Origin of the sequence: Cobetia sp. MM1IDA2H-1, assembly GCF_002916775.2 — a bacterium.
Taxonomy (GTDB): domain Bacteria; phylum Pseudomonadota; class Gammaproteobacteria; order Pseudomonadales; family Halomonadaceae; genus Cobetia; species Cobetia marina.
Map to the genome: position 1 here is coordinate 2,198,048 of NZ_CM133225.1, position 25,039 is coordinate 2,223,086.

The window sequence follows — 25,039 nt, forward strand, 5'->3', positions numbered from 1 at the left end:
AAGGAACCGACGCCACCCCATGAGCACCACTACCGAGACGACGCCTTCCCGCTCGCCTTTCAAGGCCGATCTGTTGCTTCTGCTGGTCACCATCATCGCCGCCGCAGGCTGGATCTTCTCCAAGGAAGCCATGGCCGGTATGCCTCCGCTACTGTTCATCGGCAGCCGCTTCCTGCTGGCAGGCCTAATCCTGGCGATCTTCGACGCTCGCTCGCTGAGACAGCTCTCCACTACTCGCAAGCTGCGCGCCAGTGGAGTCGGCGTCCTGTTTGGCGGTGCCATGGCCTGCTGGTCATTGGGGGTGGCACTGTCCGAGCAGCTCGGCGTGATCGCGTTCATCAACAGTTTCGGGATTCTGATGGTACCGGTGCTCGCCCGCCTGCTGTTCAAGGACAGGCCGCCGATGAGCACCTGGATCGCCCTGCCCACCGCCCTGCTCGGTTTCGCTCTGTTGGGCATGGGACAACCCGGCGCTACGGAAAGCTTTCATATTGAACCGGCACAATGGCTCATCTTCGGGGCTGCCTGCCTGTTCGCCCTAGTGTTCAACTTCAATTCACGTCTGGTGCGCAATATCCCGGCCCTGCCGCTGACGGCCATCCAGCTGATGACCACCGGCGTCACCTGCCTGATGCTGTCGGCCATCAGCGAAAGCTGGCCGTCCGGCATCAGTCTCGACATCCTGAGCTGGTTTCTGGCCAGTACTCTGATCGCCAGCACCCTGCGTTTCTTCCTGCAGATTTACGCACAGAGCCTGACCACGCCCAGCCATGCCTCGGTCATCCTGATGCTCGAAGCGGTCTGGGCGGCCCTGATGTCGGCTGCCTGGTTCGGAGAGCGCATGACCCTGATCCAGATGACAGGCTGCGGACTGATCTTCATGGCCCTGCTGATCAATCGCTGGCAATGGATCGCGCGTCTCTGGCGTCAGCGACGGGTTGCCTCGTGAGTAAAGCGTCCTGACTTGAGTGTCAGGCATGTCGCCACCATGTCTGACGCTTGAGCGTTTGATTTCCCGCCCCATTCCTGTCACCGGAGCCCTCATGATCCCCACGCTACTCGGCGTACTCACGCTGCTGATGGCAGCCTTCACCCTGCTGCCACTCACGCGCCTGCGGCATTGGTCCGTCCGCATCATGGACTTTCCCCGCCTGCAGCTGGCGGTACTCTGGGCGGCCCTGCTGGTGGCCGACCTTCTCGTCGGCGAGCTCTCGACAGGACTGCGGCTGACGCTGGCTTTCATCGCACTGGCAGGGCTCATCTACCAGGCGCAGTGGATCATTCCCTACACCCGGCTCGCCCGCTGTGAATCGGGCGTCGCGCAGCACAGTGATCCCGCACGTCATGTGCGTCTGTTGACCGCCAACGTGCTGACCAGCAACCACGACAGCGACGCCCTGCTGGCGATCGTCAGGCGCGAGCAACCCGACGTTCTTGTCACCCTGGAGTCCGATGGCTGGTGGGAAAGCCGCCTGGATGTCCTGGAGGGAGATGAGCCGGAGCATGGCTACCGGCATACGCTCAAGTGCCCGTTGGACAACCTCTACGGTATGCATGTCTATTCTCGTCTGCCCCTGCACGACGCCAGCATCGACTACCTGGTCGAAGATGACGTGCCCTCGATGCATGCCCATCTGGAGCTCAAGAGCGGCGATCGCATACGCGCTCATTTCCTGCATCCCGCACCGCCCAGCCCGACCGAAAACGAGGAGTCCAGTGAACGAGACGCGGAGCTTGTCATCGTGGCCAAGAGCGTGGCCGAGAGCGAGCAGCCCATCATCGTGACGGGAGATCTCAACGACGTGGCCTGGTCTCGCACCACACGCCTGTTCCGCAAACTGTCCGGCCTGCTGGACCCACGCGTCGGCCGTGGCATGTTCAATACCTTCCATGCCAGCATTCCCTTGCTGCGCTGGCCATTGGACCACCTCTTCCATAGCCGGCATTTCAGCGTGGTGCGCGTGGCTCGCATGGAAGCCTTCGGCTCCGATCATTTCCCGCTGCTGACGGAGCTGGCACTGACCCCGAACCAGAAGACGAACCACGTCGATGAAAGGCCCGAGCCTGACGCGGAGGATCACGCCGAAGCACGTGAGACCGCAGAAGACGAAGACGTCAGTCATCAGGATGTCCCGACGCCCGGACGTTGATCACCGAAGTCGGCTCGCGGCTCTGCCTGCCGCCCTGACTCACGCCCTGTCTGCCCCCCCCCCCCGGCCGGGAAGCGCGCCGGGATGGAGCGGCACCCCACCCTGATCTGGTATGCTGCGCGTCATTGACGCCATGCATGGCGCGCCACGCAACTTCAAGACATCCTCAAAGACCGGACCCACGCCCGTGACCAACAACGACATCATCCGTCGCCTGCGCTACGCACTCAATCTCTCCGACAGCGACATGATCAACACCTTCGCCGCCGCCGACCACGAAGTCACCCGCGCCCAGGTCAGTGACTGGCTCAAGCGCGATGACGACGATGCCCAGCAGCGCATCAAGGACATCGATCTGGCCAGCTTTCTCAATGGCCTGATCAACGTGCGGCGGGGCAAGCGCGAGGGTGCTCAGCCCGCACCGGAAAAGCGTCTCGATAACAATCTGATCCTGCGCAAGCTCAAGATCGCCTTCGAGCTCAAGGACGATGACATGCTGGATCTGCTGGCGCTGGCCGGTTTCGAGATGATCACCAAGTCGGAACTGTCCGCCTTCTTCCGCAAGCCGGACCATCGCCACTACCGCGAATGCAAGGACCAGATCCTGCGCAATCTGCTCAAGGGCATCGAGCTGCGTCACCGTCGCCACGACCCGGAGACCGAGCAGCACGCCGTCGACCCCGCCTGAAGCCTCCGCTAGCCAGACACGACAACGCCGCTTCACGATGAAGCGGCGTTGTCGTGTCTCAAGGCATCATCACCGGGCCTGATGCCCGGCGCTCCACCCGTTCAGCGTCTAGTCATCATCGCCGTCTTCGGCACTCTTCAGACGCGCCTTGCGTTCCTGCTCCTCTTCCATGGCGGCCATGATGTTCTCGAGCAGCGCATCCACGTCCGGTGCCTCGGAGTCATCCTCGAAGAGACCCGTCAGCTCGACATCGGGGTCCATGTCACCGGCCTCGAACAATGCCCATATCTCATCAGCGTAGCGAGTCTGGGCAAGTTCCGGAGCGAACATCGCATAGTAGGCGGTGATGTTGGCGACATCGCGCGCCAACATGCTCTTGGCATTGTTGTTGGCCGCTGCGTCCACCGCCTGCGGAAGATCGATGATCACCGGGCCGTAGTCATCGACCAGCACATTGAACTCGGACAGATCCCCGTGCACCAGGCCGGCATGCAACATGCGAACGATGTAATGCATCATCAAGGCGTGGTCTTCACGCGCCTGTTCCGCCGACATCGAGACATCATTGAGGCGCGGTGCCACATTGCCATCGTCGTCGGTGACCAGCTCCATCAGCAGCACACCGTCAAAGCAGCCGTATGGCTGAGGCACGCGCACACCGGCATCGGCCAGACGATAGAGGGCATCCACCTCGGCGTTCTGCCAGGCGGCTTCCTGCTGGTCGCGTCCGAAACCGGAGCCCTTCTCCATCGCCCGCTGACGACGGCTGTTGCGTACCTTGCGGCCTTCCTGGTAGAGCACGGCCTGCTTGAAGCTGCGCTGGGCAGCATCCTTGTATACCTTGGCGCAGCGAATCTCTTCTCCGCAGCGCACCACGTAGACCGAGGCTTCCTTGCCACTCATCAAGGGGCGAAGCACTTCATCGACCAGTCCGTCATCTATGAGCGGCTGGATTCTCTTTGGCGTTTTCATCGCGTTCTTATACGCGTTTTCGCCTCGATCGGGAATCACCCCATCACAATTTTGTGACATGACAGACTCGAAAGCCCCCGGCATCCAGAAGGATACCGGGGGCTTTTTTCATGACATCACACCAGACCTGGCATGGTATGACGACAGGTGTCAGGCGTTCTTCAAGCTCTGCATGTCGATGACAAAGCGGTATTTCACCTTGCCCTGCTGCATGCGCTCCCACGCCTCGTTGATATTCTGGATGTCGATCATCTCGATATCGCAGGTGATGTCATGCTCGGCACAGTAATCGAGCACTTCCTGGGTCTCCGGCATGCCGCCGATCAGCGAGCCCGCCAGCACACGACGCTTCATGACCAGATTGCCGCCCTGCAGAGCGGGGTCTACCTCCTGCACCAGCCCGACGAGAATATGGGTGCCGTCGTACTTCAGTGTATTGAGGTAGGGGTTGAGATCGTGCGGCACCGGTACTGTATCGAGCAGGAAATCGAAGGTTTCGGTCGCGGCGGCCATCTGCTCATCGTCGCTGGACACGATGACGTGATCGACGCCATTTTCGCGCGCTTCCGCTACCTTGGCTTCACTGCGCGTGAACAGGGTGACTTCACAGCCCATCGCCTTGGCGAACTTGATCCCCATGTGGCCCAGGCCACCCATGCCGATCACGCCGACCTTGTCGCCGGACTTCACGCCATAGTGGCGCAGCGGAGAATAGGTCGTGACACCGGCACACAGCAGCGGCGCAGCCACCGCCGGGTCCAGCTTGTCAGGGATGGACACCACGAAGCGCTCGCTGACGACGATCCTGTCGGAATAGCCGCCTTGCGTGAGGCTGCCATCGTGGCGATCCGGGCTGCCGTAGGTCATGGTCATGCCCTCGAGGCAGTATTGCTCGAGCCCCTCGTGACAAGCGCTGCACTCACGGCAGGAATCTACCATGCAGCCGACACCGACCATGTCACCCACCTTGTACTGGCTGACATCATCGCCGACCTGGGTGACTCGCCCGACGATCTCGTGACCCGGCACGATGGGATACTGGGTGAAGCCCCAGTCATTGCGACCGACGTGCAGGTCCGAATGACACACACCGCAATACAGGATCTCGATGGCTACATCATCCGGGCGCGGCTGACGACGCTCGAAATTCCATGGCGCCAGATCGGCGGAATCAGACTTGAGTGCGTAGCTTCGGGTGTTGCCGTCAAAGGTGTTCGCCATGCCAGCTCTCCTTGCATCATGAAAAGTATCAACGTGAAGAAGGAGGTGTCGCCGCCTGGATCACTTTTCAACGCCCTGACTCACTGTCTGCTGGCATCTCTGTGTTGGTGTGATCGCAACAGCGCCGCTGGTGTATCACGACATCACGAACATATCACGCAGCGAAATCACCACTTCTTAATTACTTCTGACGCGATCAAGCAGGAAAAACGCAGTCGTGTTATCATACTCTTCCACCCCTCACGTCTCGGAACGGAGTCCCGCATGGCCAACACTCGTACTGCTGCCAAGAAGAAAGCACCCGCTGCTGTTGAAACATCCGCCTCGCTGGAAGCCCAGATGCAAGCCTTCCTCGATCGTGGCGGCAAGGTTGAAGTGATTGAATCCGGCGTTAGCGGTCAGATCATCGGCCACAAGCCGACCAAGCCCTCCAATCCCGCTGCCGGCAACTGATGCTTCCATCAGGCCCAGACTCGGCCTGATCGTGGCAAGCTGTCAGAAGATCGCCAGCCGCTGCTCGCCATGATTGGCAGCGGCCGGTCTCTGCCCTCCTCTCGAGATGGCGCTACCAGGAACAGCTCTGCTTTCAACAGCTCTGCTTTCAACCGATAGCACCAGACAGGTCAGTGTAGACAGATCAGAGCAGACAGGTCAGAGAAAGACAGATCCGCTCTCATTGCATGGTGTCAGCAGCACAAGCACTCATCGTCGGAGCCAGGCGCAATGCCTGAGTCATCCCGCGACACCTGAACGACTCCCACGCCGCACGCGCCTCCAGTACCTGCCTGCTCTGCTTCAGGCACATCATTCAGCCTTCCGGTCCCTGTGACAGCCAATGTCGAACTCTCCCACGCCCGCAATCCAACCGTCCTTGCCGACATCCGACTCGCCCACGCGCCTCGCCGTCTTCATCGATGTCCAGAATATCTATTACACCACCCGCGACACCTTTGGCCGGCAATTCGATTACCGCCGACTGTGGGCCGAGCTGGAATCCCTGGGCAGCATCACGCATGCCTACGCCTATGCGATTGACCGTGGTGACCCCAAGCAGCAGCAATTCCAGCAACGCCTGCGTGAGATAGGGTTCGAGGTCAAGCTCAAACCCTTCATCCAGCGAGGAGATGGCTCGGCCAAGGGCGACTGGGATGTCGGCATCACGATCGATGTGATGGAAGCCGCCCCCGACGTCGACGAGATCATTCTCGCCTCCGGCGATGGTGACTTCGCCCTGCTGCTGGAGCATGTCGCAGCGCGCCATGCCGTCACGACGCGTGTCTACGGCGTCGAGGCACTCACTGCCCTCGCCCTGATGCGCAGCGCTGATCACTTCCGCGAGATAGATAACACGCTGCTGATGCGCTGAGGGCTTGCCCCCACGATGCCCCACGGCCACATCACGCACGCCATTACCACAACGCCCGCAAGCCTTCCCGTCAGAGGAGGACTTGCGGGCGTTTTCGTCGAGTTGAAGGAAAGTCCCGGACACTGGTGGCGTATGTCGCCAGATTGCCCTCTAGCGTTGTGGTGCGGCGGATAACGTCAACTCGATGGCATCGTGACGCCAGTGTTCATCATCGCAGTCCACTGCACGGCCATTCTGATCGAAGTTGATCCGCGTGATGCGCTGCGCCGGGCTACCCGGTGCCGCATTCAGGGCGACGGCCGTCTCGGCGTCGAACACGCTGGAGGCCAACTCGAAGCTCACGCGCCGGATGCGAATGGCGTACTGGTGAAGGTAGAGCGTGGTCAGCGAATGCGCCGAGAGATCGAAATCGAGAATGCCGGGGAAGCAGTCGCGTCGCAGGTGATGACAGACGTGCAGCACCCGCCGGCCATCCATGCGCCGCACTCGCGTGATGCGATAGACCCCGGCACCCCGTGCAATTCCCAGACGCTGGGCGATCACCTCATCAGCGGGAACTACCTGAGCGGACAGCACCTCGGTGGAAGCGACCCGCTGCTGCGACTGCACCATCTCGTGAAAAGGCAGACATGCCAGCAGGTCATACCTGAGGCGCGGCGGCGAGACGAACCAGCCGCGGCGGTTCTCGCGATAGATTCGCCCTTCCGCTTCCAGCTGCAGCAAGGCATCTCGCAAGGTGACTCGCGTGGTGCCGAACCGCTCGATCATCTCACGCTCGGACGGCAGACGCTGCGAGGCATGCAGCGGCGCTGCTTCAAGATGGTTCAGCAGCCTGCCCTTGAGCCCGGTGACGGGCAAATCCGCCGTGCGCGTCAGGGAAGTTGCGTCGTCACCTGTGGGCTCGATCGATGATGAAGGCATGCGAAGTTCCTGAAAGATAACGAAAGAGAGCGATTTCTGGCGAGTCACTTGCATGTCATCCAAGGTGTCCATCATGACAAGGCCCGAGAATCGCGATCGCTGTGGTCTAGTGTAGACGTCGCCAGACGAGTCAGCCCACGCTCGCCGAGCATCATGACACAGGCATGACGATCCGGTGACAGCACAAGGCCATCCTGTGTGATGCGCGTGAGAATCCGAGGCGGATGCCTATCATCGGGACACGCTCTCATGCAGGGAATTGTCAGAAAATCAGCCGGCACCACGCAGCGTTGCGTCAAAACATGTACCACTGATGGCTGATGGCTGATGGCTGATGGCTCATTGCCACGACACTGACATAGTGACGACGCGCGACTGTCACAACCGCTGCGTAAAGTCATGTCAGCCCCGAGACTGAACTAGACCACAGAAATTGAGGTGGCAGGTCTCGAGGAAGACTGCGCAGGACAAGAACCAGCTTTGACCCCATCTCGCCTGCCTGCTCGCCTCGGTGACTCGCTGGCCAGGAATGCACTCTCGCATCCGTTGATTACCCCGTCTGGGAGGATTGTCATTGAAGTCGTTCACCGCTACCTCGCCCCATACCGCCGGCCTGATGGTCTCGGCCCTCATGGCCACCCTGCTGAGCAGCGCCTCCGTCAGTGCCGCTGAAGTGCCGGACGCACTGCTCAAGGCCGCCCAGGCAGAAGGCCGCGTCGACAGCGTCGGCATGCCGGACAGCTGGGCCAACTGGAAGGACACCTGGGCAGACCTCGAGTCGAAGTATTCCATCGCGCACAGCGATACCGACATGAGCTCCGCCGAGGAAGTCGCCAAGTTCAAGGCCGAAGGCGAGAACGCCACGGCAGATATCGGTGACGTGGGCTTCGCCTTCGGCCCCATCGCGGTCAAGCAGGGCGTGACTCAAGCCTACAAGCCGACCACCTGGGACGAGATCCCCGACTGGGCCAAGGATGAAGATGGCGAGTGGATGCTGGGCTACACCGGCACCATCTCCCTGATGATCAACAAGACACTCGTCAGTGAAGATCAGCGCCCCGCTTCCTTCGCGGATCTCGCCAATGGTGATTACAAGGTCTCCGTCGGCGCGGTCGGCAAGGCGTCCCAGGCCAACAACGCCATCCTGGCCGCAGCCTTCGCCAATGGCGGCAGCGAGTCAGACCTGACGCAGGGTCTGGAAGTGTTCGCCGAACTGGCCCGCCAGGGACGCCTGTCACTGGCCGAGCCGAGCATCGCCAACCTGGAGAAGGGCGAGGTGGAGGTCGCACTGCTGTGGGACTTCAACGCGCTCAACTATCGCGATCAGATCAACCGCGACACCTTCGAGGTGGTCATCCCCTCGGATGCCTCCGTCACCTCGGGCTACGCCACCATCATCAACAAGCATGCCGCTCACCCGAACGCCGCCAAGCTGGCACGTGAGTACATCCTGTCAGATGCCGGCCAGCTGAACCTGGCGGCAGGTTACGCCCGCCCGATCCGCGCCGAGCACCTGACCCTGCCGGAAGACATCGCCGCCAAGCTGCTGCCCAACGAGCAGTACGCCAATGCCCGCCCGGTACAGGACTTCGCCGGCTGGGAAGCCAGTGCCCGACAGCTGCCGCGTCAGTGGCAGTCCCAGGTACTGATCCACCAGCAGTGACCCCCGGCCTCTGTCCAGAGCGGATAGAGCGCGCACCATCCTGACAGACGGCACCGTCCACACGGTGCCGTCTTGAGCTTCACGGAGTCTTCATGTCCCAGCGTGTCATTCTTGTCGTGCTCGATGGCCTCAACCATGCCGTGGGTCGGCATGCCATGGGCTATCTGAGCGCCCTGGTCGAGGCCGGTCGCGGGCAGTACCAGTCGCTGGAGTGCGAACTGCCAGCGATGTCGCGACCGCTCTATGAGTGCCTGCTGACCGGTGATCTGCCCGTCGACTCCGGCATCGTCAACAATGGCATCGTGCGACGTTCGCGAGGCGTGAGCCTGTTCGACCTCGCCAGTCAGCAGGGCCGACGCACCGCGGCAGCCGCCTATCACTGGGTTAGCGAACTCTACGTCGCCGCCCCGTTCGTGCCAGCCAGACACCGACTGCTCGACAATCCCGAATCCGCCATCCAGGCGGGGATCTTCTACTGGCAGGATCACTACCCGGACGACCACGTCTTCAGCGATGCCGAGATGCTGAGACTGCGTCACGACCCGGACTTCCTGCTGGTGCACAGCATGAACATCGATGACGCCGGCCATCGCCACGGCGGTGAGTCCGCGCAATATCGCAATGCGGCGCGTCATGCCGATGTCGCCTTGGCCGACTACCTGCCCTGCTGGCTGGAGGCCGGCTATCAGGTGATGGTCACCGCCGATCACGGCATGAACGCCGACCGTTCACATTCCGGGCTTCTCGAAGAAGAGCGCCGAGTGCCGCTCTGGACCTTCGGCAGCGCCTTCGCCCGCAGCCCCGCCCGAGACCTTCGCCAGCGCGAGCTCTGCGGCACTCTGGCTAGCGTGCTGGGACTGGAGCACGACAAGGCCAGCAACACATCCCTGCTGGCAGGCCCTGGAGGGGACGCATGATGCCGACATTCCTCAGGCGAGTGCTGACCAGCCCCGCGATGTGGCTGCTGCCCTTCGCCATCCTCTTCTTCGCCTTCCAGATCGCCCCGCTGATCTGGGTGATGATCAGCGCCTTCAAGACCCCCGCAGGCTGGGGGCTGGCCAATTTTCAGGAAATCGCCACCTCCCCCTTCTTCCGCCAGGCCATCGGCCGCAGTCTCGAGATCTCGCTGATGTCCAGCGTGCTGGGACTGGCGATCGCCGCCGTGACCTGTCACAGCATGCACCGCTGCGGGCTGGGCCTGACGCGCGCGATGATCGCCTTCACCAACATGACCAGCAACTTCGCCGGCGTGCCGCTGGCTTTCGCCTTCATCATCCTGATGGGGGCCAACGGCATGCTGACCTTGATGCTGGAGCGCCTGGGCATCATCGATGACTTCAATCTCTATTCACGCACCGGCCTGATCGTCATCTACACCTGGTTCCAGATCCCGCTGGGCATCCTGCTGCTCTACCCGGCCTTCAGCACGCTCAAGGGCGAGTGGCGCGAAGCCGCCAGCCTGCTCGGCGCCAACCGTCTGGCCTACTGGCAGCACATCGGCCTGCCCGTGCTCTGGCCGTCGCTGGCTGGCACGCTCACCGTACTGTTCGCCAATGCCATGGGCGCCTATGCCACCGTCTATGCGCTGGTGAACACCAGCTACAACCTGATGACCATCCGCATCGCCAATCTGGTCTCCGGCGACCTCTTCCTGCAGCCGGAACTGGCCAGCGCACTGGCGATGGTACTGGTGGTCATTCTCGTCATCGTCACGCTGATCCAGCAGTGGCTCATGCGCAGGAGCTACCATGTCACTTCCCGCTGAACTGCCGTATCGCCATGGCAAGCCGCTGCTGCCCAGCCTGATGGCGCGTCTGCGCGGGCTCAATCCCTACAGCGTGGTGGTGGGCAGCGTCTTCACGCTGCTGGCACTGCCGCTGGTGGCCACGCTGTTCTACGCCCTTGCCACCCGGTGGGGCGCCAGCCTCACGCCCGATGGCCTGACGGTGAAGTGGTTTCTGGAGCTGTGGACCACCCCCCGCTTTCTCGCCGCATTCGGGCGCTCCCTGCTGGTCGCCGTCGGCGCCCTGATCCTGTCACTGCTGTTGATCGTGCCGGTGGTCTTCCTGGCCCATACCCGCTATCCGCGCCTGGATGGCTGGATGAATGGCCTGATCCTGCTGCCCTTCGCCGTGCCACCCATCGTGTCCTCGGTCGGTCTACTGCAGCTGTATGCCGGCGGCCCACTGCCGATCATCGGCACGCCCTGGATCCTGATTCCCACCTATTTCACCATCGTGCTGCCCTTCATGTACCGAGCGCTGGCCAACAGCCTGCGAGCGCTGGATGTGGCATCGCTGATGGAAGCCGCCCAGTTGCTGGGCGCCAGCCCGCTGCAGGCCTTCTTCCAGGTGGTCCTGCCCAATATCCGGGTCGGCATCCAGATCGCCGTCTTCCTGGCCTTCTCGTTTCTGGCCGGTGAATTCGTGTTCGCCAACATGCTGGTCGGCACCCGTTTCGAGACGCTGCAGGTCTACCTGAACAACATTCGCGGGGCCAGCGGCCACTTCACCAGTGCGCTGGTCATCACGCTGTTCGTGTTCACCCTGATTCTCACCTGGCTGGGCAACCGCCAGCCCGCCGAGCAGGCGATGCCGGAAGATGACGCCGAGGAGGCGCTGGCCACCGCCATGACGGAAGGTCTCCCCGCCACGCCCGCGAAAGCTGGCCCTGCCGCCCCCCATTCCCGTACCGATTCACGAGGGCACCGCTGATGCTTGCCACCGATATCCCGCAGACCCACTCTCGCCACGACAGCGATGGCCTGCTGACCAGCGCGTTGCGTGAACAGGCCGCCGACCAGCAGTACCTGACGCTCAAGGGCCTGGCCAAGCGTTTCGGCAAGACGCGCGTGTTCTCCGACATCGATGCCGAGATCGCCCGTGGCGAGTTCATCACCCTGCTCGGGCCCTCTGGCTGCGGAAAATCCACCCTGCTGCGCGCCATTGCCGGGCTCAACGACGTGGACAGCGGCGAGATCATCGTCGATGGTCACGACATCACCCGTCTGCCGCCCCAACGGCGCGGCATCGGCATGGTCTTCCAGCACTATGCGCTGTTCCCCAACATGCGCGTGGCGGACAACGTCGCCTTCGGCCTGCGCATGAAGAAGGTGCGCCCCGAGGAGCGCGAGCGTCGCGTCACGGAAGTGCTGCGACTGGTGGAGCTGACCGACCAGGCACAGCGCTATCCACATCAGCTGTCCGGTGGCCAGCGACAACGCGTGGCACTGGCGCGCGCGCTGGTGGTCGAGCCCCAGATCCTGCTGCTCGATGAGCCGCTCTCGGCGCTGGATGCGCGCATCCGCCGTCATCTGCGCGATCAGATTCGCGACATCCAGAAGAGTCTCGGCCTCACCACCCTGTTCGTCACCCACGATCAGGAAGAGGCCTTGCTGCTCTCGGATCGCATCTTCCTGATGCATCAGGGCAGCATTCTCCAGCAGGGCAACGCAGCATCGCTCTACACCCGACCGGTAGACGCCACGGCCGCAGGCTTCATGGGCCATTACAATCTGATCGGCAGCGAGCTTGCCCGCCCCCTGCTCGGCTACCTGTGCGATAGCCCGCAGGTCGCATTGCGGCCGGAGGCGCTCTATCTGCAGCCGGATAAGATGACACGCCCCCTCCTCCCCGGGCACCTGGAGGCTGGCCTCGACTTCCCGCTCCAGCCATTGCCGGCCAATGTGGGGCCAGCGCTGCCCGGCGTCATCCTGCGCCATCAATTGCTGGGCAACATCGTGCGCTACGAGGTGGATTGTCAGGGACTGCGTCTCAACGTCGATGTGCTCAACCGCAGTGCCCGCCAGCTGCTGCCCGACCATCTGCGCGTGCAGGTGCATGCCGATCTCGACGAAATCCAGGCGCTGGGCACGCACGACACTGGCGACAGGTCACGGGTGGCAAATGGGTGAAATGCACATGAGTGAAGCGCCTGGGGGGGAAGTGCGCGGGCTGGCCATCTTCGATCTCGATGACACCCTGCTGGATGGCGACGCCACGGGGCTGTGGACCGAGTGGCTGATCCAGCTGGGCTGGATCACGGACCCCGAGCGATACCGCGCCATCTGGACGCAACAGATGGCAGACTACGCCACGGGCCGACTCGACATGGAAGCGCACCTGAGCCATCTGCTCTCCCCGCTGGCCGGTCGCACCGTCAGTGAAGTCGAGGCCGAGGTGGGCACCTTCCTCGATACCGAACTGCTGCCGCGCCTCTACCGTGAGGGTCGCGAGCGCATCGCATGGCATCGTGATCAGGGCCATCAGGTCGTGATCATCTCGGCCTCGACAGCCCAGCTGGTGGCACCGCTGGCAGAGCGACTGGCATTGGATGCCGCGCTGGCGACTCGCCTGGAGGTCAAGGATGGCTGCTACACGGGACGCGCCCGGGGCATCCGTACCTTCCGCGATGGCAAGCTTGCGGCCTTGACGCACTGGCTGGCAGAGCATCTCGGCCCCGATGGACACAGCCTCCCCACCTGGGGCTATTCGGATTCACGCAATGATCTGGCGTTGCTGGAGTTCGTCGATCACCCGCATGCGGTCTGTGCCGACCCGACCCTGGAAGCCATCGCCACGCAGCGCCACTGGCCGCGCCTGCGTTGGCAAGGTTACGACTGAGGGACTGAGCGCTTTCACTCCCGAAACAGGCGACGACTGACGCAAAAAAAGGCACTCTATGCCCAAGACGAAAGGCAAAGGAAGCCGCAACATGGCAGAGGTCAGGGTCAGTCGGACCGCAAGGGTCCCGGATCCATTACGCGTCAGGCGTTATCACAAGGCACCGGAGGTCGGCCCCCGTGTGCTGTTCTTCAGCGGCGGCACGGCGCTGACGGGCATCTCGCGCACCCTGACGCGCTATACCCATCATAGCATCCATCTGGTGACGCCCTTCGATTCCGGTGGCAGCTCCGCCAAGCTGCGTGATGCCTTCTCGATGCCGGCCATCGGCGACCTTCGCTCACGCCTGATGGCGCTGGCCGATGACAGCGTGCTGGGGCACCCGGAGATCTACCGGTTGTTCACGCACCGTCTGCCTGCCGAAGCACGCCCGGAGATGCTGCAGGCCACTCTGCGGGAACTGGCGGCGGGCCGTCATCCGCTCAGCATGGCCGTGGCGGAGCCCATGCGCACGCTCATCTGTCATCAGCTGGGCTTTCTGATCGAGGCCATGCCGGCAGGCTTCGATCTGCGCGGCGCCAGCATCGGCAATCTGATCATCGCCGGCGGCTACCTGAACCATCATGAGCAGCTCGACCAGATCATCTTCCTGTTCTCCAAGCTGGTGCATGTACGCGGGACGGTGCGCGCCATCATCAATACCGACTGCCATCTGGCCGTCACCCTGGAAGATGGGCGCAGAATCATCGGCCAGCACCAGATCACCGGCAAGGAAGTCGCGCCACTGGAGAGCCCCATCGCGCGCATTCAGCTGGTCGAGGCCAGTGCGAAGGACAATACGACGGACAGCACCACAGAGCGAGACACGCACAATGACGGCGGTGCCATCGTGCCCGTGCGGCCTGCGCTGCACCTCAACAACCGTCAGCTGATCGATTCCGCGGAACTGATCTGCTTTCCGCCGGGCAGTTTCTACTCCAGCGTCATCGCCAACCTGCTGCCCAGCGGGGTGGGACGCGCGATACTGGCCAACCCCTGTCCCAAGGTCTACATCCCCAACTGCAGTCCGGACCCGGAGCAGACCGGCAAGACACTCGAGCAACTGGTCGCGACCCTGATCGAGACCCTGTGTGCGGACCTGGATGTCTCACGCAACGACTGCCCCAACGAGCATCTGCTCAACATCGTGCTGCTGGACAGTCAGCGTGGCGACTACCCCGGCGGCGTCTCCGTCCCCGCGCTGGAGCGCATGGGGCTGACCGTGATCGACACTCGCCTGATCAGCGAGCAGAGCGCGCCCTACTACGACAACGAACTGCTGGTCACCGCCCTGCTGTCACTGGTATGACGACCGCCACGCGCCGCCTGGCATGACAACCGCCTCGTATGAACAGAACGCCCCCGCCTGCCAACTTGCAGACGGGGGCGTTCGTTTTCAGGCTGTGCTCTGAACGGGAGGACAGGCTTACATCACCCCACGTACCGCCCCGAGAATCACCATCGCCAGCACCAGCTTCCAGGGTGCCAGCGCGAAGCGGGTCAGCGCGATGAAGGCCGCCAACGCGATGACGACGTCCAGATGACTCAGCACACTGGTGGTCCACAAGGGGTCATACAGCGCCATGCCCAGCACGCCGACGACCGCCGCATTGGCGCCCGCGAGCGCAGCGCGTGCTGCGGGCCGTGCACGCAGGCGCCCCCACAGGGGTGCCACGCCGATCAACAGCAGAATCCCCGGCAGGAAGAGACTCAACAGCGCAATGATGGCGCCGAGCACTGCCGAATCCCCGCCCACCTGGGCCATGCCCGCTCCCAGCCAGGCGGCGAAGGTGAACAGTGGCCCCGGCACCGCCTGCGCGGCCCCATAGCCGGTGAGAAAGGTATCGGCCGCGATACGCCCCGTCTCGACGGTGGAGGCCTCCAACAGCGGCAGCACCACATGCCCGCCCCCGAATACCAGCGCCCCGGCACGGTAGAAGATCTCGACCAGACTGCCGGAGGCCAGCAGCGGCAGCGCGATCAACAGCGCGAAGAAGGTGATCAGACAGGCGCGAGCCAGGCGCGTCGAGACCGGCAGCGACAGCCCCGCTGCCCCCGCCTGCTGGCGAACAAGGGCCGCACTGTCATCACGACACAGCAGGCTGCCGAGCAGCGCGCCCAGCGCGATCACTCCGACCTGCGTCCAGGCGCTCTGCGCCAGCGCCAGGCCCAGCATGGCCAACAGCGCCAGCCCGGCGCGCCGTCGGTCCGGGCACAGCGTGCGCGCCATGCCCCAGATCGCCTGGGCAACGACCGCCACCGCCACCAGCTTCAAGGCGTGGATCACCCCGGAAGCCAGCGGTCCTTCGAGGCTGGCCGCCACCAGCGCCAATGCCAGCAGTGCCAGCGCAGACGGCAAGGTGAAGCCGACCCAGGCGAGCACCCCACCCATCACCCCGCCACCACGCACCATGCCCAGTGCAAAGCCGACCTGACTGCTGGCCGGCCCCGGCAGGAACTGGCACAGCGCGAGCAGCTCGGCGTAGGCCGCATCACTCAGCCAGCCGCGCCGGCGGACCAGCTCCGCATGGAAGTAGCCCAGGTGCGCGATCGGCCCGCCGAAGCTGGTCAGCCCCAGCGTGAGGAAGGTGAGCAGCACGTCCCGATATCGCTCGCGAGAGGATACGGCGGTCACACCGTCGGCCTCGTGCGGCGCCTGCCTGGTTGAAACACGATCGTGACTGGATGACATGTGGCGTCTCTGTAGAAGGTGGCGCTGGGGGCATGGACAGGCGTCGGGGGATCAGGAAGTGATCCCTCAGGCGACACCTTGCAAGGTACTCAGGTACTCAGGTACTCAGGTACTGCCGGCAGGCGAATCGGATGTTGCGTGTGACTCCTGCGGCAAGGCAAGGGCCATCACGGCACTCGCCGCCACCAATCCGGCCGACCACCACAGGCAGGCTTCCAGCCCATAGGCCTGATAGAGCCATCCGGACAGCAAGGTGCCCAGCAGGCGCCCCATGGCGTTGGCCATGTAATAGAAGCCGACATCCATCGACACGCCTTCATTGCGCGCGAAGCGCACGATCAGATAGCTGTGCCAGCTGGAATTGACCGCAAAGACGGCCCCGAACACCAACAGGCCGATGATCAACCATTCCAGTGGCGCCAACCCCAACAGGATGGCACCACTGATATCGGCCGCCTGTGGCGCATCCAGCGGCAGGCTGGCCATCAGCGCCGGCAGCAGGGCCAGGCCGGCCGCCAGCGACACCGTGACCCAGCGGACGCCGGTGGCGCCGTTCAAGCGGCGTGAGAGCGGACCGGTGATGCGTGGCGCCTGGGTCTGGACACCGCCATAGCCGATCACCCAGGCGGCCATGAGCACGCCGACCGTCCAGAAATGCCAGCCATGTACCTCGGCCAGATACACCGGCAAGGCCACCACGAACCAGACGTCACGGGCCGAGAACAGGCACAGTCGAGCCGCCGAGAGCACATTGACCGCCCGCGAGGTCGAGAACATCTCACGGAATGCCGGCTTGCGACTGGCCTTGCTCTGCCCCAGTGATGCCGACAGCTTGCGCAGTGACAGCACCAGCACGCCTGCCAGCATCAGCCACATGACCATGACGGTGCCCTGGAAGCCGATGAGACTGAGCGCCGCCCCGCCCAGGAAGAAGCCCAGTCCCTTGAGCGCATTCTTGGAGCCGGTGAGCAACGCGACCCAGCGATACAGCGCGCTCTGCGATTCCTCCACCGGCTGCCCCTTGGGCACCAGCACCTTGATGGCGCTCTTGGCGCTCATCTTGTTGAGGTCCTTGGCGATGCCGGACAGCGCCTGGGCGATCATCACCCAGATGACCGTCAGCATGGGTTCCGGCACCAGCAGCATGCCGAGCGCCACCAGCTGCATCGCAAGCCCCGCATTCATGGTGCGATTGAGGCCGAGCCGTGCCCCGAGCCAGCCGCCGACCAGATTGGTGACGACACCGAAGGCCTCGTAGAACAGGAACAGCATCGCCACGTCCAGCGCCGAATAGCCCAGCGAGTGGAAGTGCAGCACCACCAGCATGCGCAGCGCGCCATCGGTCAACGTGAAGGCCCAGTAGTTGCCGGTCACCAGCAGGTACTGGCGCACCTCATGGGGCAGCTCTTGCAGGCGGGCAAGCATGTCAGCGCTCCTGTGTGCTGGCGTCGGTCAGATCACCCAGGCCGACTTTCAGTGCCAGTTCCGCGGTGCGATTGGCGTAGCCCCATTCGTTGTCGTACCAGGCGTACAGCTTGAGCTGGGTCCCCGCGACCACCATGGTCGAGAGCGCATCGATGATGCTGGAGCGGGAATCGGTACGGAAATCGATCGACACCAGCGGGCGTGTCTCATATCCCAGCACCCCGGAAAGCTCGCCTTTTGCCGCAGTTTGCAGCGCCTGATTGACCTCCTCCACCGTCACTTCGCGATCGAGCTCGAACACCATGTCGGTGAGAGAGGCATTGGCCAGCGGCACGCGAATGGCGTGGCCGTTCAGTCGGCCTTCCAGCTCCGGGAAGATGGCGCTGATCGCCTTGGCGGAGCCGGTGGTCGTCGGAATCAGGCTCATGCCGCAGGCCCGCGCACGGCGCAGATCCTTGTGCGGCGCATCCAGAATCGTCTGAGTATTGGTGATGTCGTGCACGGTCGTCATGGAACCATGGCGAATGCCGAACTGCTCCTGAATCACCTTGATCACCGGCGCCAGACAGTTGGTGGTACAGCTGGCCGCCGTCACGATGCGATGCGTCTGGGCATCATAGAGATGATCGTTCACGCCCATGACGATATTGAGTACGCCCGCTTCTTTGACCGGCGCGGAGACCACGACACGCGCCACGCCCTGCTCGAGATAGGCATTGAGCACCTCGGTGCTCTTCTTCTTGCCGGAGGCCTCGATCACCACGTCACAACCCGACCAGTCGGTGTCACTGATCTCACGCTGGCTGGAGAACGTCGTGCGCTGACCATCGATGATGATGCTCTCATCGTCACTGGTGATTCCCGCGCCCGGCGACCACTGGCCATGTACGGAATCGAATTCCAGCAGATGGGCGAAGGTCGCGGCATCGCCACCCGGGTCATTGATGCGCACCACGTCCAGCGCGACATCCTCGCGCAGCTTCCACAGCGCGCGCAGCGCAAGCCGGCCGATACGGCCGAAGCCATTGATGCCGATACGCAGAGGTGGCAGACCAGCGGGCAGCGTCAGTGAAGCGCTGTAGGACGGAGCATCGTGAGCAGGCATCGTAATTTCCTCGTGAGGGTCAATGTGGGATCAGGGGTGTGACGTGTTTCAGGCGGGGGGCTGGGCAGACGCCTGCCTGCCTGCGATGGATATTGGCAGGCGCGTCAACTGGCGCAGCGCTCGGGACGATTGGGCATGGCCGCCAGCCACTGACGCCAGCGCGCCACCTCCTCCTGCTGTGCCTCGCAGGCCGCCATCAGGATCGCGTGTCGCCAGCCCTGCATGGCGGGGCTCAGCCGGTAATACACCCACTGTCCGCGTCGCTCGCTGCTCAGGAGTCCGCAGTCGCGCAGCTGTGCGAGATGGCGCGAGACCTTGGGCTGCGAGATGCCGGGGCGCTCTCCACCTGCGTGGGGCATCTCGCGTGCCGGCATGTCCTGCTCACGCCGCTCCAGCAGCCAGATCAGCTCGCAGACACACAATTCTCCCGTCTCGCTCAGCAATTGCATGATGGTCAAGCGGGTATCTTCGGCCAGACATTTGAATATCCCCAACGGGGTCAGGGAAGCGGCAACGCCATCCTCCAGCGCCGCATCGTGACTTGACGACTTCATGACAGCTTCCTTGGGCAGAGTGCGAGAGATGCGAGATCGGTGACGATTCGATATATGGAAAATCATATATACGATTTTCCATATATCAAGTGACACTGTCATGTCAGCCGCGTGACGGCGTGCATGTCTCACTGATGTCACACGCTGACGTCACTCGCTTGGCTCGTTCGGTATCAGAACAGAACAGAACAGAAGAGAAGACAGGCGAAAAATCCTCCTCGCCAGCGGTCGCGGCAAGCCTCCACTGTTGCTTGATCGGCACGCATATGTTTCTGCTGACATGAGAGAATGCGCTTGCGAACGAAAGTCCAGGGGCGTTAGTGTGTGCCCATCCGGCACGTGCGGTGCCAATCTGAATCACGCATCCTCAGGGGTGCACAGGAGAGTCAAATGGCTGATTTTGCGCAAGTGGTAGACAGCAACTACACCCAGGAAGTCATCGAGAGCGAGCAGCCGGTGCTGGTGAAGTTCTGGGCGCCGTGGTGCGGCCCGTGCAAGATGCTCGACCCGATCGTCGAATCCATCGCAGAAGAACAGGGTGACGCCCTCAAGGTCGTTGCCATCAATGTCGACGATGCACCGGATCTCGCTGCGCAGAACGGCGTCCGCGGTCTGCCGACCATCGCCCTGTTCAAGTCCGGCGAGAAGATCGAAGCCCTGACCGGCGTGCAGCCGAAGGAAAACTTCGATGCCATGATCGCGCGTCACGCCTGATCACATCAGCGCCGGGTCTGCCCGGCCTCGAAAACGCCCTCTCGCAGGGCGTTTTTTTTGGACAGCACTGTGACTTGAGTTACCCTACCTGTTTGATTTAATTGATAATTGTAGGCGATGAAACATGCCGTCTCCCGAGACGAGACGCTGAAGACGACCGTCACATCCGCCTCACCAGACAAGGAAGCATTGATGCACAACGCCGTCCGTTCGACCCGATATCTGGGCGTGTTCGCCCTGCTCTCAGGCCTGCTGACGGGCTGCGCCACCGGCCATTCCACCCTGCCCGCCACCACCTCGTCCCTCAAACCCGGCCCGGCCTACGGTGAGATGCGCTCGGTGGCCGTGATGCAGATACGTCCCGGCAACGTCGCCGTGACACCCGCCGGACGAGTCTTCGCGACCATCCACCCGATGGATGGCGATCACGACGTGCAGCTGGTCGAGATCACCGGACAGAACAGCTATCGTGCCTGGCCCTCACCCGCCTTCCAGACCCACGCCGGCCGCTACAGCGACGCCACCATCGACTCCCCGCTGGGCATCTATCAGGACGGCCAGGGAGGCCTTTGGATCACCGACATGGGCCTGCATCTGGGCAAGACCCGCCTGTGGGGCTTCGACGTTGCCTCGGGCAAGCTGATCACCAAGCTGACCCTGCCCACTGATATCGCCCCTGAAGGCAGCTTCGTGCAGGACCTGGCAGTGGATCGCAGTCGCGGCGTGGCGTATCTGGCCGATATCGCCAACCTGGGCCTGATCACCGTCGATCTGGCCTCCGGCGAGGTGTCCCGATTCAGCCAACACGCCGCACTGCAAGCCGAGCCAGACGCCACCCTGAAGATCGATGGCCGTGACATCCCGTTCAATGGCAAGCCCGCCAAGGTGGGCGTCGACCCGATCACCCTGTCCGATGACGGCGAGACGGTCTTCTTCGGTGCCATGACCGGCCACAGCTGGTACAGCGTCCCGGCCAGACTGCTGCGTGAAGATGCCGATCACGACACCATTGCCGCCGCCATCACGCGTGTCGGCGACAAGCCCATCTCGGACGGTGCGGATACCGCCGGGGGCATACACTACTTCACCAACCTCAATCAGCATGGGCTGGATGTGCTGGGGGCGGACGGCAAACTGACGCCGCTGGTCCGCGACGAGCGCCTCGACTGGCCGGATGGCGTGCGCATGGCCGCTGACGGCTGGCTGTATGTCACCGTCAATCAGCTGGACAGCACGCCGCCCTTCGCAGGCGGAGAGGACGAGGGTCAGCCGCCCTACCATATCTACAAGGTCTGGCCGACGGACGACTGAGCCAGCAGCCTCTCGACACGACAACGCCCGTGCTCCTTCAGTGGAGTGCGGGCGTTGTCGTGTTGGTCCCCTGAACGGCGGAGGCCATGTCCACACGCGGATATTTTCAATAATCACAAAGGTCTTTTGCGAATCACTCCGTTTATCGCAAAACTCAACCACGGCAGACTGCACAGCATCCAAGACCCACCCATTGCTGATGGAGAACTGCCATGCCTCTTGCCCTGCTGGCGCTGACGTTGAGCGCCTTTGCCATCGGGACCACCGAATTCGTGATCGTCGGACTGGTGCCCACCATCGCTCAGGATCTGAGCGTCTCTCTGCCTTCCGCTGGCCTGCTGGTCAGCCTGTATGCCGTCGGTGTCGCCATCGGTGCCCCCGTGCTGACCGCCCTGACCGGCCGCTTCAATCGCAAGCTGGTGCTGCTGGGACTGATGGCGCTGTTCATCGCCGGCAACCTGCTGGCCTGGCAGGCACCCAGCTACAGCTCGCTGATCACGGCGCGCATCCTGACTGGCCTGGCCCACGGGGTGTTCTTCTCCATCGGCTCCACCATCGCGACAAGCCTGGTGAGCAAGGACAAGGAAGCCAGTGCGATCGCCATCATGTTCACCGGCCTGACCGTGGCACTGGTCACCGGCGTGCCGCTGGGCACCTGGATCGGTCAGCACTTCGGCTGGCGCGCCACCTTCCTGGTTGTCTCGGTGCTCGGCGTGCTGGCATTGATCGGCAGCGCCATCCTGGTGCCCAACAATCTCAAGAAGAACGTACCGGCCACCTTCGCCCAACAGCTCAAGGTGCTGACCCATCCGCGCCTGCTGCTGGTCTACCTGATCACCATTCTCGGCTACGGCGGCACCTTCACGGCCTTCACCTATCTGGCTCCGCTGCTGCAGGACGTCAGTGGCTTCAATGAAGGCGCCATCAGTCTGATCATGCTGGTCTACGGCGTCTCGGTGGCCATCGGCAACATCCAGGGCGGCAAGCTGGCTGACCGCATGGGCCCGATTCGCGCCCTGACCCTGATCTTCGGTGGCCTGATCGTCATCCTCGGCGTGCTGACCTTCACTGCCGCCAACCCGATCACGGCCGTGATCACCATCCTGATCTGGGGTGCCTTCGCCTTCGGCAACGTGCCGGGACTGCAGGTCTACGTCGTGCAGCAGGCCGAACGCTTCGTGCCGCAGGCCGTTGACGTGGCCTCCGGCCTCAACATCGCGGCCTTCAACATCGGCATCGCGCTGGGCTCCATCGTCGGCGGCCAGGTGGTCTCCGGGATGGCACTGACCGACACCGCCTGGATCGGCGCGCTGATCGTCACCGCCGCCCTGCTGCTGACCCTGCTGGCCGGTCGCCTCGACAAGCGTCACGCGTCTTCCATCGCGACCGCCTGATCCGCCCTGCAGCCTACCGCCATCACGACGTGCCCCCGATTCCGACAGCTCAGCCTGCTGGCTCGGGGGCACCGTCGTCTACCCACCTGCTTGCTGAAGGAGTCCACCATGATCTCCCCGACCCGCCCACTGGATCACCTCACCCAGGGCCCCCTGACCCTCGGCGTCGAACTGCCTCTGGACAATGACTGGGTGCGCACTGACAGAGCCCCCTCCACACCCTTCGGCGTCCCTGACATGCGCGCCCATGCCGAGCTGATCGGCCAGGTCGACAGGCTCGGCTTCCGCGCCGCCTGGCTGCGTGACGTGCCGCTGTTCGACCCCGCCTTCGGCGATGCCGGCCAGGTCTTCGAGCTGTTCACCTATCTGGGCTATCTGGCCAGTCACACCGACAACCTGCTGCTGGGCACTGCCGCCGCGGTGCTGCCGCTGCGCCAGCCGTGGCTGGTGAAAAAGGCCGCCGCCAGCGTGCAGGCCCTGAGCGAAGACCGCCTGCTGCTGGGCGTCGCCAGTGGCGACCGACCGGCGGAATACCCGCTGTTCGGTGAGGAGTTCTCCACCCGCGGTGCCGCCTTTCGCCATGCGGTGGACGTCATCAAGGGCCAGGCGGATGACGCCTTGCGTGACGGTCAGGCCATCCTGCCTGCCGCGACGCGTCCGCCGCTGTTGAGCGCCGGGCTCTCCCAGCAGACGCCCGAGTGGATCGGTCGCGAGATGGACGGCTGGCTGGCCTACCCGGGCACGCCACAGGATCACATCCGCCGCGTGGCACTCTGGCGTCAGGTCGCCGGTGACAAGCCCTACGTCAGTTTCATCCACCTCAATCTGGAAGATGACCCGCACGCCCCGGTGCGTCGTCATCGCTTCGGGTTGTCGAGTGGCCGCCTTGCCCTCATGGAAGAACTGTCAGCCATGCAGGATGCCGGAGTGAATCACATCGGCTTCCATCTGCGCCGCAATCGCCGCCCGCTCACGGAAACCCTCGAGGAACTGGGCCGTGAGGTGCTGCCGCACTTTTCATGAGGGCTGACGGGTCGCGCTGCCCTGCCCCCGCCATGGCGGAAAGGATTCACCATTCACGCTTGAAGGAGATCCCATGTCAGATTCCACGGAAACCACCACCCCGCAAGACATCCGTCACGGCACCACCAGAGCGCCCGCCTGGGTATGGCAGGGGCCGGGAGAGCCTGAGGCGCTCGAGCATACAGAGGTGGACATCGGCGCACCGGGAGACGACGAGGTACTGGTCGCCACGCGTGCCATCGGCCTCAATCCCGTCGACTGGAAGTTCATGGCGATGGACACCGAGCTGTGGCAAGCCGGTCAGATTCCCGGGGTCGATGCCTCGGGTGAGGTGGTCGCCTGCGGCGCGAATGTCACCCACGTCTCCCCGGGAGATCGCATCGCGGTCCACACCACCCTGGCGGGGCCGGGGACCTTCAGCAAGCGCCTGCGCGTCCCGGCGCGGGCCGTGATGCGCCTGCCCGTTACCCTGGGCTTCAATGACGCCGCCGCCTTCCCCTGCCCGGCGCTGACCGCATGGCTCGCCATCGAGAAGCTGCCCGTCAAGGCCGGTCGACGCCTGCTGATCACCGGTGCCTCCGGCAGCGTGGGCCGCTGGCTGATCCAGCTGGCCCGACAGCGCGACTTCCACGTCATCGCCGTCGCCTCCGAGAAGCGCCACGCGGACCTCAAGGCGCTGGGCGCCGACGAGACCCTGACGGACGCCGAGCAGCTGGACGCCCCGGTCTACGCCGTGATCGATACCGTCAATGGGGATCACGCCCGCAAGATGACCCGCCACCTGGGGGCCAACGGCCATATCGTCTGTATCCAGGACCGTCTGGAGCAGGCGGCCGCGCCGGCCTTCGATCGCGCCATCTCGCAACACGAAGTCGCACTCGGGGCACTGCACTGGGCGGGTGACGATGAGGGCTGGGCACGCCTGGTCGCGGCGGGGGAAGGTCTTCTGGAAGCGATCGCCGATGGCACCCTGAACCAGCCGGCGCCCTGCATCGAATCATTCACGGCGCTGCCAGCCTGCCTTGCCGAGCTGAAGCGTGGCGAACGCCGAGCGCTGAAATTCGTGATCACGGCCAACGAATGAGCGGAAAGGCAGAAGGCACGCGGCCTGGGTGCCATTGTTGCGACAGTGGCACAGGACTGATGCAGCGTCGCGTGGTTGTCATGTCGCTGATCAAG

24 protein-coding genes are annotated in these 25,039 nt (G+C 63.5%); 17 read left to right on the forward strand and 7 right to left on the reverse strand.

The window, feature by feature from the left end; all coding sequences use genetic code 11:
• Positions 1-19: 19 nt before the first annotated feature.
• The 3 genes from BOH68_RS09390 (at position 20) to BOH68_RS09400 (ending at position 2,838) form a co-directional block, all read left to right on the forward strand.
• Positions 20-949 (forward strand): DMT family transporter, encoded by a 930-nt coding sequence (locus tag BOH68_RS09390; RefSeq protein ID WP_077375814.1) that lies wholly within the window; start codon positions 20-22, stop codon positions 947-949.
• Between the two features lie 94 nt (positions 950-1,043).
• Complete coding sequence (locus BOH68_RS09395) at positions 1,044-2,150, forward strand: endonuclease/exonuclease/phosphatase family protein (RefSeq protein ID WP_077375811.1); 1,107 nt, start codon at positions 1,044-1,046, stop codon at positions 2,148-2,150.
• 187 nt (positions 2,151-2,337) lie between these two features.
• Positions 2,338-2,838 (forward strand): YehS family protein, encoded by a 501-nt coding sequence (locus BOH68_RS09400; protein WP_077377281.1) that lies wholly within the window; start codon positions 2,338-2,340, stop codon positions 2,836-2,838.
• A 108-nt stretch (positions 2,839-2,946) separates the two neighbouring features.
• Here BOH68_RS09400 and BOH68_RS09405 read toward each other — a convergent pair whose 3' ends face one another.
• The gene (locus tag BOH68_RS09405; RefSeq protein ID WP_077375808.1) at positions 2,947-3,810 is read right to left on the reverse strand and encodes a PA4780 family RIO1-like protein kinase; all 864 of its coding nucleotides are present in this window, start codon (positions 3,808-3,810) and stop codon (positions 2,947-2,949) included.
• Positions 3,811-3,960: 150 nt separating this feature from the next.
• On the reverse strand, positions 3,961-5,031 hold the full coding sequence (locus tag BOH68_RS09410) for an NAD(P)-dependent alcohol dehydrogenase (protein ID WP_077375804.1): 1,071 nt from the start codon (positions 5,029-5,031) through the stop codon (positions 3,961-3,963).
• Positions 5,032-5,295: 264 nt separating this feature from the next.
• On the opposite strand from BOH68_RS09410, the gene BOH68_RS09415 reads away from it, so the two are divergent.
• Together BOH68_RS09415 and BOH68_RS09420 are read left to right on the forward strand one after the other, a co-directional pair.
• Positions 5,296-5,484 carry a hypothetical protein gene (locus BOH68_RS09415; RefSeq protein ID WP_077375800.1) on the forward strand — a complete coding sequence of 63 codons (189 nt, stop codon included), beginning with the start codon at positions 5,296-5,298 and terminating at the stop codon, positions 5,482-5,484.
• A 418-nt stretch (positions 5,485-5,902) separates the two neighbouring features.
• Positions 5,903-6,397 carry a LabA-like NYN domain-containing protein gene (locus BOH68_RS09420; RefSeq protein ID WP_255317561.1) on the forward strand — a complete coding sequence of 165 codons (495 nt, stop codon included), beginning with the start codon at positions 5,903-5,905 and terminating at the stop codon, positions 6,395-6,397.
• Between the two features lie 150 nt (positions 6,398-6,547).
• On the opposite strand, the gene BOH68_RS09425 is transcribed toward BOH68_RS09420, so the two are convergent.
• Positions 6,548-7,318: a UTRA domain-containing protein gene (locus BOH68_RS09425; RefSeq protein ID WP_077375794.1), complete on the reverse strand. Its 771-nt coding sequence runs from the start codon at positions 7,316-7,318 to the stop codon at positions 6,548-6,550.
• Between the two features lie 574 nt (positions 7,319-7,892).
• Between BOH68_RS09425 and BOH68_RS09430 the strand changes: the two genes are divergently transcribed.
• From BOH68_RS09430 to BOH68_RS09460, 7 genes are all read left to right on the forward strand, one after another.
• A complete protein-coding gene (locus BOH68_RS09430) occupies positions 7,893-8,981 on the forward strand; it encodes an ABC transporter substrate-binding protein (protein WP_258038243.1) in 1,089 nt (362 codons plus the stop codon).
• A 92-nt stretch (positions 8,982-9,073) separates the two neighbouring features.
• Positions 9,074-9,898, forward strand: a complete 825-nt coding sequence (locus tag BOH68_RS09435; RefSeq protein ID WP_077375791.1) for an alkaline phosphatase family protein — start codon at positions 9,074-9,076, stop codon at positions 9,896-9,898.
• A complete protein-coding gene (locus BOH68_RS09440; RefSeq protein ID WP_077375788.1) occupies positions 9,895-10,746 on the forward strand; it encodes an ABC transporter permease in 852 nt (283 codons plus the stop codon). Before BOH68_RS09435 ends, BOH68_RS09440 begins: the two co-directional genes overlap by 4 nt.
• Positions 10,730-11,695: an ABC transporter permease gene (locus BOH68_RS09445; protein WP_219815801.1), complete on the forward strand. Its 966-nt coding sequence runs from the start codon at positions 10,730-10,732 to the stop codon at positions 11,693-11,695. The genes BOH68_RS09440 and BOH68_RS09445 overlap by 17 nt, the downstream gene beginning before the upstream one ends.
• Positions 11,695-12,894: an ABC transporter ATP-binding protein gene (locus BOH68_RS09450; RefSeq protein ID WP_077375785.1), complete on the forward strand. Its 1,200-nt coding sequence runs from the start codon at positions 11,695-11,697 to the stop codon at positions 12,892-12,894. The genes BOH68_RS09445 and BOH68_RS09450 overlap by 1 nt, the downstream gene beginning before the upstream one ends.
• A 7-nt stretch (positions 12,895-12,901) precedes the next feature.
• Positions 12,902-13,603: an HAD family hydrolase gene (locus tag BOH68_RS09455; RefSeq protein WP_170877405.1), complete on the forward strand. Its 702-nt coding sequence runs from the start codon at positions 12,902-12,904 to the stop codon at positions 13,601-13,603.
• A gap of 91 nt (positions 13,604-13,694) precedes the next feature.
• Positions 13,695-14,951, forward strand: coding sequence for a GAK system CofD-like protein (locus tag BOH68_RS09460; RefSeq protein WP_077375779.1), 1,257 nt, complete (start codon positions 13,695-13,697; stop codon positions 14,949-14,951).
• A gap of 117 nt (positions 14,952-15,068) precedes the next feature.
• Here the strand turns inward: BOH68_RS09460 and chrA are convergent, their stop codons facing one another.
• The 4 genes from chrA to BOH68_RS09480 form a co-directional block, all read right to left on the reverse strand.
• The gene (gene chrA, locus BOH68_RS09465) at positions 15,069-16,277 is read right to left on the reverse strand and encodes a chromate efflux transporter (protein ID WP_258038242.1); all 1,209 of its coding nucleotides are present in this window, start codon (positions 16,275-16,277) and stop codon (positions 15,069-15,071) included.
• Positions 16,278-16,439: 162 nt separating this feature from the next.
• On the reverse strand, positions 16,440-17,759 hold the full coding sequence (gene arsJ / locus BOH68_RS09470; protein WP_077375773.1) for an organoarsenical effux MFS transporter ArsJ: 1,320 nt from the start codon (positions 17,757-17,759) through the stop codon (positions 16,440-16,442).
• Position 17,760: 1 nt separating this feature from the next.
• Positions 17,761-18,864 carry an ArsJ-associated glyceraldehyde-3-phosphate dehydrogenase gene (locus BOH68_RS09475; RefSeq protein ID WP_077375771.1) on the reverse strand — a complete coding sequence of 368 codons (1,104 nt, stop codon included), beginning with the start codon at positions 18,862-18,864 and terminating at the stop codon, positions 17,761-17,763.
• Positions 18,865-18,968: 104 nt separating this feature from the next.
• Positions 18,969-19,418: an ArsR family transcriptional regulator gene (locus BOH68_RS09480; RefSeq protein ID WP_077375768.1), complete on the reverse strand. Its 450-nt coding sequence runs from the start codon at positions 19,416-19,418 to the stop codon at positions 18,969-18,971.
• Positions 19,419-19,808: 390 nt separating this feature from the next.
• On the opposite strand from BOH68_RS09480, the gene trxA reads away from it, so the two are divergent.
• From trxA to BOH68_RS09505, 5 genes are all read left to right on the forward strand, one after another.
• On the forward strand, positions 19,809-20,132 hold the full coding sequence (gene trxA / locus BOH68_RS09485; protein WP_077375765.1) for a thioredoxin: 324 nt from the start codon (positions 19,809-19,811) through the stop codon (positions 20,130-20,132).
• Positions 20,133-20,324: 192 nt separating this feature from the next.
• A complete protein-coding gene (locus tag BOH68_RS09490; protein WP_077375762.1) occupies positions 20,325-21,443 on the forward strand; it encodes an L-dopachrome tautomerase-related protein in 1,119 nt (372 codons plus the stop codon).
• A 212-nt stretch (positions 21,444-21,655) separates the two neighbouring features.
• Complete coding sequence (locus tag BOH68_RS09495; protein WP_024952175.1) at positions 21,656-22,837, forward strand: MFS transporter; 1,182 nt, start codon at positions 21,656-21,658, stop codon at positions 22,835-22,837.
• A gap of 108 nt (positions 22,838-22,945) precedes the next feature.
• Positions 22,946-23,860 (forward strand): TIGR03571 family LLM class oxidoreductase, encoded by a 915-nt coding sequence (locus BOH68_RS09500; RefSeq protein ID WP_077375759.1) that lies wholly within the window; start codon positions 22,946-22,948, stop codon positions 23,858-23,860.
• A 73-nt stretch (positions 23,861-23,933) separates the two neighbouring features.
• Positions 23,934-24,944 (forward strand): alcohol dehydrogenase catalytic domain-containing protein, encoded by a 1,011-nt coding sequence (locus tag BOH68_RS09505; protein WP_077375756.1) that lies wholly within the window; start codon positions 23,934-23,936, stop codon positions 24,942-24,944.
• The last annotated feature ends 95 nt before the right edge of the window (positions 24,945-25,039 follow it).